Annotated in this window: 15 protein-coding genes; 7 read left to right on the plus strand and 8 right to left on the minus strand. The window is 42.9% G+C overall.

Annotated features, from left to right (window positions below):
• The first annotated feature begins 52 nt into the window (after positions 1 to 52).
• The 3 genes from ABT996_RS07535 (at position 53) to ABT996_RS07545 (ending at position 2,156) form a co-directional block, all read left to right on the plus strand.
• The gene (locus tag ABT996_RS07535) at positions 53 to 919 is read left to right on the plus strand and encodes an ArgE/DapE family deacylase (RefSeq protein ID WP_225361427.1); all 867 of its coding nucleotides are present in this window, start codon (positions 53 to 55) and stop codon (positions 917 to 919) included.
• 5 nt (positions 920 to 924) lie between these two features.
• On the plus strand, positions 925 to 1,197 hold the full coding sequence (locus ABT996_RS07540) for a M20/M25/M40 family metallo-hydrolase (RefSeq protein WP_225361426.1): 273 nt from the start codon (positions 925 to 927) through the stop codon (positions 1,195 to 1,197).
• Between the two features lie 707 nt (positions 1,198 to 1,904).
• On the plus strand, positions 1,905 to 2,156 hold the full coding sequence (locus tag ABT996_RS07545; protein ID WP_225361425.1) for a hypothetical protein: 252 nt from the start codon (positions 1,905 to 1,907) through the stop codon (positions 2,154 to 2,156).
• A gap of 82 nt (positions 2,157 to 2,238) precedes the next feature.
• Here the strand turns inward: ABT996_RS07545 and ABT996_RS07550 are convergent, their stop codons facing one another.
• The gene (locus ABT996_RS07550) at positions 2,239 to 6,852 is read right to left on the minus strand and encodes a S8 family serine peptidase (RefSeq protein WP_035448767.1); all 4,614 of its coding nucleotides are present in this window, start codon (positions 6,850 to 6,852) and stop codon (positions 2,239 to 2,241) included.
• A gap of 213 nt (positions 6,853 to 7,065) precedes the next feature.
• On the opposite strand from ABT996_RS07550, the gene ABT996_RS07555 reads away from it, so the two are divergent.
• Both ABT996_RS07555 and ABT996_RS07560 read left to right on the plus strand, forming a co-directional pair.
• Positions 7,066 to 7,806 (plus strand): threonine/serine exporter family protein, encoded by a 741-nt coding sequence (locus tag ABT996_RS07555; protein ID WP_035448769.1) that lies wholly within the window; start codon positions 7,066 to 7,068, stop codon positions 7,804 to 7,806.
• Positions 7,807 to 7,820: 14 nt separating this feature from the next.
• Positions 7,821 to 8,273 carry a threonine/serine exporter family protein gene (locus ABT996_RS07560; RefSeq protein WP_010689792.1) on the plus strand — a complete coding sequence of 151 codons (453 nt, stop codon included), beginning with the start codon at positions 7,821 to 7,823 and terminating at the stop codon, positions 8,271 to 8,273.
• A 16-nt stretch (positions 8,274 to 8,289) separates the two neighbouring features.
• On the opposite strand, the gene ABT996_RS07565 is transcribed toward ABT996_RS07560, so the two are convergent.
• On the minus strand, positions 8,290 to 9,237 hold the full coding sequence (locus ABT996_RS07565) for a helix-turn-helix transcriptional regulator (RefSeq protein WP_035448771.1): 948 nt from the start codon (positions 9,235 to 9,237) through the stop codon (positions 8,290 to 8,292).
• Between the two features lie 116 nt (positions 9,238 to 9,353).
• Between ABT996_RS07565 and ABT996_RS07570 the strand changes: the two genes are divergently transcribed.
• Positions 9,354 to 9,629 (plus strand): Mor transcription activator family protein, encoded by a 276-nt coding sequence (locus tag ABT996_RS07570; RefSeq protein ID WP_035448772.1) that lies wholly within the window; start codon positions 9,354 to 9,356, stop codon positions 9,627 to 9,629.
• A 55-nt stretch (positions 9,630 to 9,684) separates the two neighbouring features.
• Positions 9,685 to 10,476: a tyrosine-protein phosphatase gene (locus tag ABT996_RS07575; RefSeq protein ID WP_035448773.1), complete on the plus strand. Its 792-nt coding sequence runs from the start codon at positions 9,685 to 9,687 to the stop codon at positions 10,474 to 10,476.
• A 67-nt stretch (positions 10,477 to 10,543) separates the two neighbouring features.
• Here ABT996_RS07575 and ABT996_RS07580 read toward each other — a convergent pair whose 3' ends face one another.
• The 6 genes from ABT996_RS07580 to ABT996_RS07605 form a co-directional block, all read right to left on the minus strand.
• Positions 10,544 to 11,389 (minus strand): DUF72 domain-containing protein, encoded by an 846-nt coding sequence (locus ABT996_RS07580; protein ID WP_035448774.1) that lies wholly within the window; start codon positions 11,387 to 11,389, stop codon positions 10,544 to 10,546.
• 39 nt (positions 11,390 to 11,428) lie between these two features.
• Positions 11,429 to 11,839, minus strand: coding sequence for a peptide deformylase (locus tag ABT996_RS07585; RefSeq protein WP_035448775.1), 411 nt, complete (start codon positions 11,837 to 11,839; stop codon positions 11,429 to 11,431).
• A 52-nt stretch (positions 11,840 to 11,891) separates the two neighbouring features.
• Entirely contained in the window at positions 11,892 to 13,055 is a 1,164-nt protein-coding gene (locus ABT996_RS07590) for an MFS transporter (protein WP_035448776.1), read from the minus strand.
• Between the two features lie 2 nt (positions 13,056 to 13,057).
• On the minus strand, positions 13,058 to 13,618 hold the full coding sequence (locus ABT996_RS07595; RefSeq protein WP_035448777.1) for a DUF536 domain-containing protein: 561 nt from the start codon (positions 13,616 to 13,618) through the stop codon (positions 13,058 to 13,060).
• Between the two features lie 126 nt (positions 13,619 to 13,744).
• The gene (cbpA, locus tag ABT996_RS07600) at positions 13,745 to 14,380 is read right to left on the minus strand and encodes a cyclic di-AMP binding protein CbpA (RefSeq protein ID WP_004050070.1); all 636 of its coding nucleotides are present in this window, start codon (positions 14,378 to 14,380) and stop codon (positions 13,745 to 13,747) included.
• A gap of 156 nt (positions 14,381 to 14,536) precedes the next feature.
• A complete protein-coding gene (locus tag ABT996_RS07605) occupies positions 14,537 to 14,752 on the minus strand; it encodes a hypothetical protein (RefSeq protein ID WP_010689773.1) in 216 nt (71 codons plus the stop codon).
• Between the last annotated feature and the right edge of the window lie 65 nt (positions 14,753 to 14,817).

Below are 14,817 nucleotides of genomic sequence, written 5' to 3' on the forward strand. Positions count from 1 at the left end.
GTCGGTCTTTTTAGCTAGAAAGAAGGAACATATCTAGAAAGAAGGAACATATATGGTAGTTTTAAATCAAGCCAAGCGCCTCGAACTCTTGGAAAAGCTAGTCGCGATCCCTTCAGTCAATGATCATGAGCAAGACGTAGCCCAATTTTTACATAAATATTTAGCCAAATATGGGATCAGTTCGCAGTTAGTTCAAGTAGCTCCAGATCGTGCTTGTTTAGTTGCCCAAATCGGGACTGGGACACCTTGTCTAGCACTTGCGGGACACTTAGATGTGGTTGATGCCACAGCTAGTGCTTGGCAAAGTGATCCCTTTGTTTTGACCGAACGCAACGAAAAACTATATGGCCGTGGTGCTAGTGATATGAAAGCCGGGGTGGCAGCTTTGGTAATCGCTTTGATCGAATTGGTCCATGCCAAGAAACTGCCAAAGGGACAAGTACGGCTGTTATTGACGGTCGGTGAAGAGATGGAGCAAGCCGGCTCGAAGTTACTTTACGAGCAAGGATATATGCAAGATGTCGATGCGTTACTGATCGCGGAGCCGACTGATCTAAAAGTAGCTTATGCGTATAAAGGATCGATGGATATAAGCGTCATCTCGCGGGGAAAGAGTGCGCATAGTTCGATGCCAGAACAGGGATATAATGCTTTAGAACCATTGATCGAATTTTTATATCAGACTAAAAAAGCTTTTCTAAAGGCAGCCAAACTAGATGAACTGTTAGGCAATGCGACCTTCAATGCGACTGTGTTGAAGGCTGGGAGCCAAGTCAACTCGTTGCCTGAGCGAGCCACCGCTGAGATCAATGTTAGAACGACTCCGACTGTGGATAATGAAAAAGTTCAAGCACTGATCGAGCTGTGGAAAAACAAACTAAATGACACGGGGCTAAGCTTACAACTACAACTTATCTAAATAAAGTGGCAGTCAAAAAAGATCCCGATTCATCTTTGGTGCACTTGGCCCAAGCTTTAGGCGAGAAATATTTGGGGCAGACGATCAAAAAGATCGCATTAGCCCCAGTGACGGATGCGTCCAACCTGACTTTGGACAAGCCAGCAACTTTTCCATTAGCGATCTTTGGTCCGGGGAACCAAAGTGTTCATCAAGTCGATGAATATGTGGATAAGTCACAGTATCTGGCATTTTGTGAGCTTTATCAGGCGCTGATCGTGCAGTATTTGGAGAAATAAATTATTGCAAAGGGGAGAAAAAGAGGATCTATTACAACCTGCAGTAGTTGTGTTGCTAACACTTGAATTTATTTTAATTGTGTTGATTTGCTTGTACTGGTGGAAGTTGTTGGAATTTAGTTGGTAAGTTTTTGAGAAATTGGCTAGTCAGGTAACGTGTTCTAACTGGTTCATAAAATTTTTTGAAGTCGATCAAGCACGTGCAGGAATGTTTTTATTTGGTGCCAGTATGAGTATTGGTAGTATGTTATTTATGATCATTTTCTTTTTTACAGAGTTTTTTTCAAATCAAAGTTTGCAGAAATTAAAATGGTATGTACTAGCGGGAAACATTTCGATAATTTTTTTGACACCATTATTGATGTTAAATCCATTGCTACTTGTATTCACGATAGTTGTTGCCTTAGGCGCATGGGCTCTGATTTATGTTAATGGTTAAGATAAGGATGTTGGCAAAGTCCATTATCTATTGCCTAAATCATTTACGATAACGTCGGATCAATACTGATGGGACGCTAAAAGAAGCTAATTTAAACGAACATGGGTATATTTTTGCAGCTGGGATCAAAATATCACACTTGATAGATAAATATTAGATTTGATAATCAAAAGCACTGGGACTAATGTTTCTTCGAGAAAAGTATTGTCACTTTTGTTGAGTGATGGGACTTTGTACGCCAAGTTTCACCAGGAATATTAAACGGTAAATGAAGCTAAACTTGATAGTCAGTGGCAGGGGGAATGCACTCAGAAAGCATTTGTCAGATGCCGAGATCGAAGAAATGATCGCACCGTATATTAAAGAACGGCTTTGGGACAATGATCAAGCTACTCAAAATCTCCAGCAGGTCCAACAATATCAGACTAAGACAGCCGATTTTAGCAAGAGTCTATCGAAAGTAGCTAAAAATATCCAAGACGATGACACCAAAGCAAGTAAGGAATTGTTTAAAACTTGATCGGGTCTCCATTAGACACCATATAAAAATGCCACTCAAGGATAGCAGCTATCCTGAGTGGTATTTTTGCGTTATTTAGTTGTTATTTGGTTTCTTTTTTACGATCAAAACCAACTAGCGTAAAGAGACTAGCTAAACCGAGCGCTAAGAGACCTAAGATCGAAGCTTGATGTTTTGCTTCACCTGTTTGTGGTAGGTCAGTAGTTGCTGGTGTAGCAGGCGTTTTGGCTTTATCTTGGAGTACAGGAGCAACTTGTTTGTTAGCTGCTGTAACGTGTTTTTTATCTGTGCCTGAACCGGTAGTGTTATCTTTACCAAAGCCAGTTCCAGTATTTTCTTTTTCTTGATCTTGGCTTGCAGCTTGATCTTCTTTAGTGTCTTGATCATTTTGGTCGTGTCGTTCCTGATCTTGTTTTTCCTGATCTTGTTGTTCCTGTTTTTCAGAGCTATCTGATTCTTTTTCAGGTTCGACCGTGTAGACATTCATCACAGCAGCTACATTGCCGTATTTATTGACTAAGCTGTAGAGGCCATTTGGATGGAACTCTTCTGGATCGAGCTCTTGGAAGCTTTGGGTCGCTGGATCAAAGAGCAGAAGGGATGTTTCTGGATATTGTTCGACGAATGCATCGGCATGGTTGCGCTCAACATCTACGGCTGCTGGGACCTCTGATTTAGGTTGGTAGTAGACAAAGAACTTCCGGGTCGTGTGATTACCCGTCACATCGAGCACATCAAGCGTATAGACGTGTTTTGTCTCACCATTTTCATCATTTAGGACAAAGCTTCTTTCAAAGCCGTAAGGAGCGTATGGATTGCCTCCGTGGTTGATACCTGAATGGTGGAATTCACGGAATTCGTTATCCCCGTTGAAGAAGAAACGGTAACCATCGAGATTATCGTGGGCAGATCCTTTGATCGTGAAGTTTGGTTCGTTAGTGTAAACGTAATAATTTTCACCGTCAAAATCGTAGTTAGCGACATTTTCAAATTCAAGTGTTGGTAAGACTGTATCTAAGATGACTTGAACTGTTCCACGTGTCTTTTGGCCATCTTTTGTGGTGTAGATATAGGCAAGTGGACGTTGTTCGGTCGGCTTGATGTTGAATTCAAAGCCAAAAGTCCCATCTTCGTTGAATGAAACGTGATTTTGTGGATCTTGTTCATCAGCGCTATTTCCCAACATGATCAATTGCACCACATCTGGGCTAACTTTACCAGTCACATGGAAGGTTTGTGCCTTAGGATCATATACGCCATCAGCGATTGCTTGAGCGCCGATCCAGTTGTAGTTGTTATCTTCAAGGTAGTCAAAACTGATCTCTGAGTTAGGTTCGCTTCGGGTCGTTAGGTCGCTCAAAGCATGTCCTGGTAGTACACCTGGCGCACCTAAAGTAGTTGGATCAGCCTTTTCTTGGACTAGATCAGTCTGTAATTCAGCAACATTAGCGAAGTTATACCGCTGTGGTTGGTTACTTGGACGTGCATCAACTCCGAGATAAGCTTTATCGGAAGCTGTAGTTTGGACCACATTAAAGGTCGGTCCCACAACTTCGGTCCAGCCTAATAAGACAGTCCGGCGACTTGAATTTTTGACTTTGACTTCAAAAGTCGCTAAGCCATCTTTGACACTTGCTTCATAGACATCTCCGGTGAAGTAGTCACGGGCAAAGGCTTTGACTCCATTACCGGCTGTGACAGCGGCATAGACAAAGACGTGTTCTGGATCATTAGTTGTGACGGTATCTAAGTCGATCCCAAAGCTTTGTACAGTCGTGTGTGCTTTTTGCCAAGCAAAGGCAGCCTTTGGTGTTGCCGTATTTAGGGTCAATAAGACATCTTTACCAGCTTGATCAGCCGTGAAGACGACTTTTTCAACGTCAGCGTTGACATTTAAGCTGTAAGTTGAGTTAGCTTTTGGTTCAACTAACTGGCCATTGTAATAGAATGGTTGGGTCGTCCCACCAACTAGAGTATAGCTGTTAGTTTTAGCATCATAGAATTTGCTATCTTTATCAAAGCTTAGTCCATCAACGGCATTCCAAATATTGACCGTTTGAGGGACTGTTGCTACACCGGCAACTTCGCTGGTAAAGAGACCTACATTGTCGGCAGTATCAGCGACCATGACGGTGACTTGGTTTTGTGCTGCGGTAAAGGCGGCTAATTCCTCTGGTCTCAATTCAAAGTTAGCAGTCCCACTTAGCTTCGCCTCGTCATTGAATTTTGAAGCACCTTCATTTAGTTTGTGGCCAAAGAGCTTACCATTGATCTGAACGACAGCATAGGAATAGTCAGTAAAGCCTGCTCCCGTATCGGAAAAATCAAAGCTCAAATGACCACTTGGTTTATCAGCAGCAGTGTCGAGCGTTAATTTATAGTTGCTGATCGTTGGAGCTGTTGTATCGATGATGATCGGGTAATCAGCTGTTTGGACTTTCTTTTGTCCATCATTGTAGAGCGTGGCAACAAAGCGGTAAGTATATTGTCCATCGGAAGCTACTTCAAATTCACCAGTCTTGTCATTATAGACCATTCCGTCCCAATCAAAGGTGTTGGGATCATTTCGCATGGAGACCGATAAACTCACATCTTGGTTACGGTCGGATTGGTAAACTGATTTATCTAAACCTTTTTCATCGGCAACGACCCGGACAACTTTACCATTTTGATCCAAAACAACGACTTTTAAGTCTTGCAAGTTTTGTTTGACAAAGGCAACTGGTTTTAAGAGATCGCTCTTATTATCATTATTTGGTGAGAAGGCCACTTTACCATCTTGATAGAGCTTAGCCACTTGTTGCCAGTTGTAATCACCGTCTAAGTTGACTAATTTCTTCAATGATTCTTCATCAGCGATCCCACGTGGGTAATTGTGTTCGTTGACAAAGTAATTACCACCGTAAACATTTGTGGCATCATTAGCTTTTTTATCTAAAACTTCTTCACTAGTCATATCCCCAAAGTAGCCGAGGAAAGGTACGACTAGGGTGTTTTGCCCATTGTCGCCGGTAAAACGGAGCCAGCCTTCGACTAATTGATCTGGTGTAACACCATCTAGAGCTAAAGTATAAGGAACGGTCACTGTTTGGCCAGCTTTGACAACGACTTTGCTAGCGCCATTTACGCGCGCCCCAGTCAATTGTTCTTCGTAATAGTAACCAGTAAAGTCGTCACGTTTTTCGGTGAAACCACCACCAAGGTCATCGAAAGTATAAGTTTGATCGACGTTACTCAAGTTGGTAAAGGTCAAGTTGAATTGTGTGTTTGTCCCGATCTGGCGTAAAGAAAGTGAACTCGTTCCATCATCAGCCGTGATATAAACAGGTGAAGCAACGGCAGCACCAACGTTGATCTGGCCGGCACCTTGACGTCGTGGTGAGACCACTACACCTGACATTGCATCCAATAATGGTTGTGAGGTGTTCATCAATAAGGCTTTAGTTGCTTGGACAAGTTCAGCATTTTTGAGTGAGGTTTCCTTTTGTAATTTTTGCATCACTAAGGTAGCTGAGCCTGCAGCAAACGGCCCCGCCATCGAAGTCCCACTCATTGTCTTATAGCCATCGTCATTTCCCGTTGAAACGATCTGGCCCCCAGGAGCGGAGATATCTGGTTTCAAAGTGAAGTCTTGCATTGGACCCCAAGAAGAAAAGTCAGCCATGTTAGCATCAGCACCTTGCCCAGAGTTTGCGGCGGCAACTGTCAAAGCATTGCGCGAAGCCCCAGGATTAGCGACTGTGCTACTTGAAAATGGTTCAAAAGATCCGTTTGCTCCACCTGGTGAGTAGTGGGCATCTGGAGCTTCGATACTGCCCGCATGTCCGTTGTTTGAGGCCGAGATCGAAACAAAGACACCGTGGTCGATCGCATATTGGACCGCTTTTTGTTCGACATCATTTAGATCTGAGGCAGCGACCCCTTGGCCTAGTGACATTTGGATGACGTTAGCACCTAAATTGACAGCATCATAAATAGCTTGGGCGATATCATCAGTATTTTCATCGGCAAATTGACCGTTAAAGACCCGTAAAGCTAAAATTTGGCTTTCAGGTGCGACCCCAACGGCATATTTTTCATCCCCATTTGGACGACCGTCAGCTCCGATGATCCCAGCTACGTGTTGTCCGTGTTGGGAAGCGCCGGGGCCATCATCTTTGATCCAGTCATTGCTTTTTGAAGCATAGTTATAGACGAACGGGAATTTTTCAGACGCATAACTACCATAGCCGAGCTCGTTGATCTTAGCTTGGGCATCGGCTTGTGAAAGTTTAGGGTCTGTTGGTGCTTGTTGAAAATCTTTATGCGTTGTGTCAGCACCAGAGTCGATCACGGCTACGACCATCCCTTGGCCGCGGTAGCCTTGATCCCAAGCGCCCTCTACATTCCCCTTTTCATGGTCAGCTTGAGTCGTTGGAGCTGGTGTTTCACTGTCCGGTGTTTGTGTGGCCTCAGTTGTGGTGGCCTCAGTGGCTGGTGTCTGCAAGCTTTGTTGTGTTTCAGGCTGCGTTTGGGTCGTTTGTTGTTCATTTTCAGCCGTGGTAGTTACTTCTGTTGTAACTGCTTCGTCGGCTAAGACGCTCGGTGCCCCTAAGAATAAGAGAGCCCCAGAAGCGGTAATGATCGCAGCACTCACCCATCTTTTCTTAGCTTTATATAATTTATAACGGCGCTTTTCTTCATAATTGTGTCCCATGCAATTCACTTCCTTTTTTAGATTAAGCTAAATATAGCATAAATCCTTAATAAAATATAGATATTTTTAATATAAAATTATATTTTATGTAATGTAATATTAATAATTTTAGATGTTTATAACGGATTATGGTAGTAAATGATCGTAATTTTGGGAACTAAAATGTTAAAATGTTAGCTAGATAAAGCAATTAAGTGAACTAGGGGGGAAATCATGGAAGATAAGGATCTAATTATCGAAACCACGCTGTTAGCGGGGAAGATCATGATCGAAAATGGAGCTGACATGGCACGGATCGATGATACTTTGAAACGGATCGCTAAGAATTCAGGTGTAACGGACCCCGATATCTTTGAGACAACGACGGGGATCATGATGTCGATCAAGGGAGCCAATGCACAAGTCATTGCGATCGAAAAGCGCCGGATCGATCTGGAACGGATCTCGCGGGTCAATGATATCTCCCGAGCTTATCAAGCTAAGACCAAAACTTTAAGGGAAGTCCATGATCATCTGATGACGCTTGATCAGACGACCCCTGATTTTAGGTTACGGTGGTTAGTGTTAGCGGCGGGGATCGTGGGTGCGACCTTAGAGATCATGTATAACGGTTCATGGCAAGATTTTTTGCCGACCTTTGTGATCAGTGCTTTAGGCTATTATCTGTTCTATGTGGTCAATACGCGTTTTAAAGTTAAATTTGCGAGTGAATTTGTGGCTGCTTTAGCGATCGGGGCCTTGGCAGTCTTGAGTGTCAAATACGGCTTGGCTAAAAATTATAGTATCGTGATCATCGGAAGCGTCATGCCGTTAGTTCCGGGGGTCCCGTTGACCAATGCGGTACGTGATCTCTTGGCGGGGCATATTCTAAGTGGGATCGCCCGGGCAACGGAAGCCTTGTTGACCGCTGTTGCGATCGGAATGGGCATCGCTTGTGTTTTACGCTTCTTTTAGAAAGGAAAATTAAGATGGATCTAACAACGATCGTGATTCACGTCATTTTCAGTTATCTGGCTACGGTTGGCTTTGCGGTCACCTTGAATATTCCACGTTCAGCTTTGAACGTCTGTGGCCTGATCGGAGTCTTAGGCTGGATGACATATAAATTCTTATACCTTGCTCACACTGGGATGGTCTTAGCTAATCTAGTTGCGGCGGTCGTGATCGGTATTTGTTCGGTGATCGCAGCCCGGATCAAGCAAAAGCCGATGATCTTGTTCAACGTCCCGAGTTTAGTGCCATTAGTTCCCGGGGGCCAGGCTTATCGTGCAGTCTATTATTTTGCTTTTAAAAATGATGAATTGGCCTTACGCTTTTTAGTGGAAGCAGGGATGATCGCTGGGGCTTTAGCGATGGGCTTTTTCTTGGCCGAATTGTTGGCACAAGTTTATTTCAAATTCAGTGAACAAAAAAGAGCCTAGATCCAGGCTCTTTTTGTTAAGTAGTATAATTTTGGAGCATCTTTTTGATCTCTTGTTCCATTTTAGCTTTGAAATCAGCTGGGCTTAAGACTTTGATGCGTTTACCTTGACTTAAAAGCCACATCATTGCACCTTGATCGATAGTTTCAGCTTCGATCACAACGGAATCGGCTAATTTTTTAATGACTTTAGAGTTAGGGAAACGATCTAAGGCTGCTTCGACGGTCCCAGAGAATTCAAAGGTGATCGTGATCAGCTCGCCTGGGGTCATGTATTGGATGTTTTGGCGTAATTTCCCATCTTCATAGCGTAAATTTTGTGAGTGTCCCGCTTTTTTCTCGAGTGGGGTGTAGTCGATGATCCAATCTAGGCGAAAGAAAAGGTCTTTTTCGGCATCTTGGCTGTATGAAACAACGTAAAAGTAATAATCTGAAAAAATGATCGCTTTGGGCAGAATAGTGTGTGTTACTTGTTTTTTATCTTGTCTAGTATATACAATGTTTAAGAGCCGATGTTTAACGATATAATTGGAAAATTCCCACAATATCTGAAGTAGTGCTTTGGTATGTTGGAGTTCGACGTAATTACTCTGTTCATTTTTGATGATCCAGTTCAATTCTTTTTGTTCAGCTGGTGTCAGGTTATCGTTTAGAGCTCCTAAAAGATGATCGGTCTCTTTTTTCGTAAAAGCACGGCTGGCAAGGAGGATCTTACATAATGCCAGGGTCTCAGCTTTGCCCAATGTATTATTTTGCCCCGCTAAGTGAAAACCCTTAGTACTGTGACTGTATTTTAGTTCGGCATTTGGGCGGTATTCTTCTAAGAAGAGCCGGATATCCGCTAAGTCACGCTGGATCGTACGGGGATCGACTTCATATTTTTGGGCAAATTCTTCTTTGGTGATCGAGGCCCCAGTGAGCAATTTGTGATAGATATCTAGTAAGCGAGTTGCGCTAGATGACATAAAAACACCTTCTTTTTTAAAATGACAATATATGTCTATGTAACCCTAGATAATAGAAGATGTCAAATGAAAACTGTCTTGTGATCTGCAAGGAAAAATAAAGTGAGGATAACAAAATGACAGATGAAGTAGATAAAGAATTATTAAATGAATTTTATCAGGAGTTAGCCGACCTGATCGGGTTGGAGAATGCGTACAAGCTCCACGAAACTTATCGGGGACTATCATACACGTTTCCGATGCGCCTCTACGATCCTAAAAAAGTAGCGCAAAAGATCGTGGCCGAGTACAACGGCGAAAATGCAAGTGAGTTAGCGCGGCGCTACGGTTATTCGATGCGGTGGGTGTTAGAAGTTTTGCGCAAGGAACGCGAAAGAAAACACAAAGATTGAAATAAAATCAAAACCTAAGTATAGTGGCAGTAAAGACAATTAGGAAGGTGAGAGCATGCCAGTTTTATTACCACTAGAGCAGGGTGTTAATTTTAGAGATCTGGGTGGCTATCGGACTAAAGATGGACAGCAGATAAAGGCAAATAAGGTGATCCGCGCCGCTTCTTTAGGCAATTTATCGCCTAAAGACATTGATTTTTTAGCGGAGTATGGTTTGCGTCATGATGTTGATTTTCGTTCATCGGAAGAACAAGAAAATGCACCGGATAAAGTTCCAACGGGTGCGACTTACCATTTTGTACCGGTATTTCCAGAAGATGAGACCAAGAGTACTGCCAAAGATCAGCGAGCAAAGCAATTTTTCACCGATCTGCAAGCAGGTTTCAACAATATGTTACGGGCTTACCATGATATCGTGTTGACCGACAGTGCGAAGAAAGCATACCGGCATTTCTTTGATGTTTTGTTGGAAAACAGTGATGAAGGTCGTTCGGTGCTGTTCCACTGTTCCGCGGGTAAAGATCGTACCGGGATGGGCGCGATCTATCTTTTGACGGCATTAGGGGTCGATGAAGCGACGATCAAACGTGATTATTTAGCTTCAAACAAGTATTTAGCCCCTTGGCAAGAAAAGCAATTAGCCAAGCGTCAATTACCAAAGACAGGTCAAGAGATCTATTTGACTAATCTTCGTGCGTTGGGTTCAGTTAATGAGACATATTTAGAGACTGCGATGAACGTGATGCAGCGCGAATATGGTTCGTTAGAAAATTATTTGCACAACGAATTAGCCTTGACCAAGTTGCAGGTAGCAGACCTAAAGAAGATATATTTAGATAGAGTGTGAGCAAAAGTGTTTAGTGCCGTATGGGTAATACTAAAAAAGATAGCCTGGTTGGGGCTATCTTTTTTAGCTAGATCAGATTCAATTGGGTCGGCGGTGGTGGTCCGAGGCCATCAAAGTCGATCCCTAACAGCTCTTTTAAAGCCAGGGCGTTAGGGACTGCATCGCCCGCGGAATTATTGTTGAAGATGATGCAGATCTCTTTGACATCGTTTTGCAGGCCGGTAAGAGTTTGTTTGAACTGTTCAAGTTCAGCGTGATCGTAGCGATAAAGAGTTCGTTCCTTACGCCAATTGGGACCTTTTTTGAGCCAACCTTGTTGGTTACGGCCGTGTAAACGCCAAAACATCAAGTCGGGCGTCGTTACCACCGGATAAAATGGCACAGAAGCCTCAGTTTGATGTGGTTCATCAGCTGCCGTTAAAGTAAAGCGCTCTTGGCGACAAAACGCAACTAATGACGGGAGTGTCTTAGGCTGATACCAAGCTTGATTGCGAAATTCTAAGCATAACGGTAGCTCGGGCAACCAGGCTCTGATCTGGCGCAGATAGTTGATGCTTTTTTTCGTGGGGATAAAGTACGGTGGAAATTGAAATAAGACCGTCTTCAATTGACCAGTCGCTACCAATGGAGCTACCGCAAGTTTGAAGTTGACAAAAGTTTCTGTCAATTCGGTCAAATTAGCTTTTTTATCGACATGGCCTGTCATCGACCGGTGAGCTTTAACGACGAATTGAAAGGTTGGTGGGACTTGCGTTTGCCAATTTTTGACGGTACTTATACGGGGGATCCCATAAAAGAAGGTATCGACTTCAACAACAGGAAAATTTGCCGCATACTCTGCCAATGTAACAGGGCGGTCTTCAGTGATCAGAGCTTTATGTTCGCTCCAAGTAGTTGCACCGATCGTGATCATAAGCAAAATCCTTTCGACTGGGTAAAAGTAAAACTGTAACTAGATCAAGATCCCATTTAGATGATCGATCTCATGTTGGATAATCTGGGCGATGAAACCTTGAAATTCCTGTTTTTGCTTGGTAAAGGTCCGATCAAAGTATTGGACTGTGATCAGGTCATAGCGCGTTGTCTCTGTTGTCGTTGTAAGTGAAAGACAGCCTTCTGTTGTTTGATAGGGCCGCGCTTTTTTGATGATCTTAGGATTTAACATCGGAAAAGCTAGGGGCCTCATCTGACAGACGATGATCTGTTTGTTTTCACCGATCATATTGGCTGCCATACCTACGCAACGTGCTTGATTAGCTTGTAACGTATCGAGCAAGTCAGCAACGACCTGATCGTCTTTGGGCGTAGCTGGAACAGCTTTTTGACTTAAAAATTTAGGGTCGTGATTGATTTCACAGATCATAATAACACCTCTTGATAATAAGATAGCAGTGTGCCCAGCTCTGGACATACTGCTATTTTTGATATATTTTAACACCGATAGCTGCGATCAGAAAAGCAAGACTACCTAGAATAAATGGGCCTAAAACATTGACGTCATATAAAAGCCCAGCGACAAAGGCTCCGATGATCCGGCCAAATGATTGGGAAGCTTGATAAAAGCCAAGGACAGTCCCTTGGGTCGCTGGTGTAGCTTGTTTGGTGATCAGATCTTGGACCATTGGCACACTGATAGCATAAAAGCCGTAGAAAATTAGATTTAAAGCAAAAAAGCTGCTCAAACCAGGAGCTAAGCAGACCGCCCCCATAAAGAAAGCACAGATGAACAAAATATAAGTCGTGCTTTTATTGAGGTCAGTTTGTTTGACCAAATACATTCCTAACGTCATCGTAGCTATAAGTGAAATCAGCCCGACTGCCCCTTTAAAGCTACCATTATAGCTCGTTGCCAGATCAAAGACGTCTTTTAAGTAATAATTGAAGCTTTGATCAAAGGAAGTATAGCCTAAGAAGATCAGAGCTGAAACGCCTAATAAGATCCAAAGTGCCCGTGAGAGCTGAGTATCTTTAGTTGAAAAGCTACTAAAAAAGTTCAAACTGCGGACTGCTTCTTTGAGATCTGGGGCTTTTTGGGCGGTAAGTTCTGGACCTAAGAGTAGATAAAAGGCGACACCTGTGAAAAAGAGTTGCCCGATCTGGAGCGCAAAGACCCAATAAAGATCGTATGTCCCAAGCATCCCGCCGACAAAGAAACCCAGAGCACCAAAGACGGTTTGGACCGCTGCGTTTAAGGTCAAGTTGGCACCTCGTTCTTTAGCGGTGGAGGTATTGGCGATATAATTCAAAGCCCCAACAAAAAAGGCTCCACAGGCAAAGCCCGCCAATAAGCGCCCCCATAAGATGATCGCTGGGGTATGTCCGATTGCAAAGAGAACTTGGGCTAATGAGTAACCTAAGCAGCCCCAAGCCATCAAGACTTTAGATTGAAAACTCTCAGCTAATTTTCCAAAGAAAGGTGAGCCAAGAAACATCCCCAAAGACATCACGGAAAAAGCATAGCCAAACATGGCACTATCGAGTCCGAGTAGCTTGAAATAAGCTGGGGTGATCGGATGAGCGTAGTTAGCAGCAAGATTAAATGAAGCGATAAGTGCTAAAAAGGTTTTCTTTTGTTTCATGCTTAACTACGCTTGTTGCGACGAAACCAGCTAAAGAAGCCCCGCTTTTTAGGTTTCTTTTCTTCAGTACTGATCGCATTAGTCGTCTTATAGCTGACACCTTGGGTCGGATATAAGATCTGTTGGGCTTGGCTATTTTCGGGTAATTGACGTTGAACTTCAGCCGCTGCGATCTTGATGGCATCAGGATCGGTCTCTTGCAGAGCTAACAGATCGTTTAACTGTTTCGTGGCGGAAAGAGTCAATTTTTGTTGATGATCGATCAGTTGGTGTAATTCTGCGATCTGGCGGTCTTTTTCGCGTAACTGTTCATTGATCAATTCGAGTTGGTGTTGTAATTGATCAAGGTGTTTAGCTTCAGTCGCAAGGGTAGTTTTTTTGCTAGTACTTGGTAAAAGTAATTCGCGCCTTGCTTGTTTTAAGGTATCTTTGCTGTAAAGTTTAGAGCGTCCATCTATTTCAACTGGTTGGATCTGATTGACTTTTAAAAAGCGGTAGATCGTTGACCGACTGACACCGACATTATCGGCAAGCTCTTGAGTCGTATAAAGTTTTTCGGCCAATAGGGCTCATTCCTTTCGTTAAGAGGTATAGTTATAAACATTTTAACACACTCACTGTAAGTTGTTACATAACTTTAGTGATAAGAAATATCCCCCCACTTGATGATAAGTAGGGGGATAAAGGTATTAGGCTTGTAAGTCTTCGATCTCAGGGACCTTGAAGTTCTTGCGCTCTAAGCTTGCGACGATCCGTTCCAATTTTTCATGTGAAACATCGGATGGCAAGGTAAATAATGTACGGCGGACTAATTCACCTTGTTGCACATCAAGTGTGATACAGCTTGCGATCGAAGTGTATTTAGTGATGATCTTAGCCATATCGACTAGATCACCGCGTTCACCTGAGGAGACAACGGTCAAAACATAGCTACCGACATTGAAATTCCAAGATTGGGTCAACATATCCAACAAACGCGTATGTGTCAAGATCCCATAGAAGAAATTATTTTCATCTAAAACCGTGATATATGGAAGATCTTTGATCGAGAAAAATACATTAAAGAAGGCTGAATCGATCGGGATAAACTTGTTAGCATTCTTTAACAAATGGGTCACGGGTAGGCTCATATCACCTCCACGAGATTTGTGACGGTAGATATGCATCTTATAGATATTTCCCCGGAAGATCTTGCCAGTTTCATCCAAGATCGGTACACAACGGTAACCGGAATCTTCGAGCACTGTTAGGGCTTCTTCCAGTGTGATATCTTCTTTAACTGTAACGAGATCTTTTTTAGGCTTGATCAATGTTTTCAGTAGCATAAATATCTCCTCGGCTTTCATTTTGTTTTCATAATATCCTAATACATAATAACATAAAAAACAAATAATGGAAGCTAAAAATTGAATAAATGTGCAAAATTTTGCAAAATGTTCTATTTCAAGTAAAAAGGCCGGTCAAGACCAGCCTTAAAAAAATCAAACTTGTTTTACTTTCACGACGAGATCGACAAAGTCTTTTTTAGGATGGAACTTATCATGCACGATAAAGGTGCTGCTGACAACTTCCCATTGCGTTTGTTCATCGCCGACCATGATAAAGTCCCCTTTGTGGGGAATAAATGGTAACTCGGTAACGATCTGTCCTGACCCTTCATTGATCGGGACATCTGCGTTGATCTGTGTTTTAAACATTTTAACTCACACCTTTCACGTTCATTTTACCACAGGATATGGTGAATAAAAAAAGCAGCCGAGGT

This window comes from Ligilactobacillus sp. RTP31139st1_D10_RTP31139_211217 (assembly GCF_040226755.1).
In the GTDB taxonomy this organism is placed as follows: Bacteria; Bacillota; Bacilli; order Lactobacillales; family Lactobacillaceae; genus Ligilactobacillus; species Ligilactobacillus animalis.

What these genes read in the sequence shown, in the direction of transcription:
- ABT996_RS07535 (WP_225361427.1), top strand. Translation starts at nt 53, where the DNA reads ATGGTAGTTTTAAATCAAGCCAAGCGCCTCGAACTCTTGGAAAAGCTA.
- ABT996_RS07545 (WP_225361425.1), top strand. Translation starts at nt 1,905, where the DNA reads ATGAAGCTAAACTTGATAGTCAGTGGCAGGGGGAATGCACTCAGAAAG.
- ABT996_RS07550 (WP_035448767.1), bottom strand. Translation starts at nt 6,852, where the DNA reads ATGGGACACAATTATGAAGAAAAGCGCCGTTATAAATTATATAAAGCT.
- ABT996_RS07555 (WP_035448769.1), top strand. Translation starts at nt 7,066, where the DNA reads ATGGAAGATAAGGATCTAATTATCGAAACCACGCTGTTAGCGGGGAAG.
- ABT996_RS07560 (WP_010689792.1), top strand. Translation starts at nt 7,821, where the DNA reads ATGGATCTAACAACGATCGTGATTCACGTCATTTTCAGTTATCTGGCT.
- ABT996_RS07565 (WP_035448771.1), bottom strand. Translation starts at nt 9,237, where the DNA reads ATGTCATCTAGCGCAACTCGCTTACTAGATATCTATCACAAATTGCTC.
- ABT996_RS07570 (WP_035448772.1), top strand. Translation starts at nt 9,354, where the DNA reads ATGACAGATGAAGTAGATAAAGAATTATTAAATGAATTTTATCAGGAG.
- ABT996_RS07575 (WP_035448773.1), top strand. Translation starts at nt 9,685, where the DNA reads ATGCCAGTTTTATTACCACTAGAGCAGGGTGTTAATTTTAGAGATCTG.
- ABT996_RS07580 (WP_035448774.1), bottom strand. Translation starts at nt 11,389, where the DNA reads ATGATCACGATCGGTGCAACTACTTGGAGCGAACATAAAGCTCTGATC.
- ABT996_RS07585 (WP_035448775.1), bottom strand. Translation starts at nt 11,839, where the DNA reads ATGATCTGTGAAATCAATCACGACCCTAAATTTTTAAGTCAAAAAGCT.
- ABT996_RS07590 (WP_035448776.1), bottom strand. Translation starts at nt 13,055, where the DNA reads ATGAAACAAAAGAAAACCTTTTTAGCACTTATCGCTTCATTTAATCTT.
- cbpA (WP_004050070.1), bottom strand. Translation starts at nt 14,380, where the DNA reads ATGCTACTGAAAACATTGATCAAGCCTAAAAAAGATCTCGTTACAGTT.
- ABT996_RS07605 (WP_010689773.1), bottom strand. Translation starts at nt 14,752, where the DNA reads ATGTTTAAAACACAGATCAACGCAGATGTCCCGATCAATGAAGGGTCA.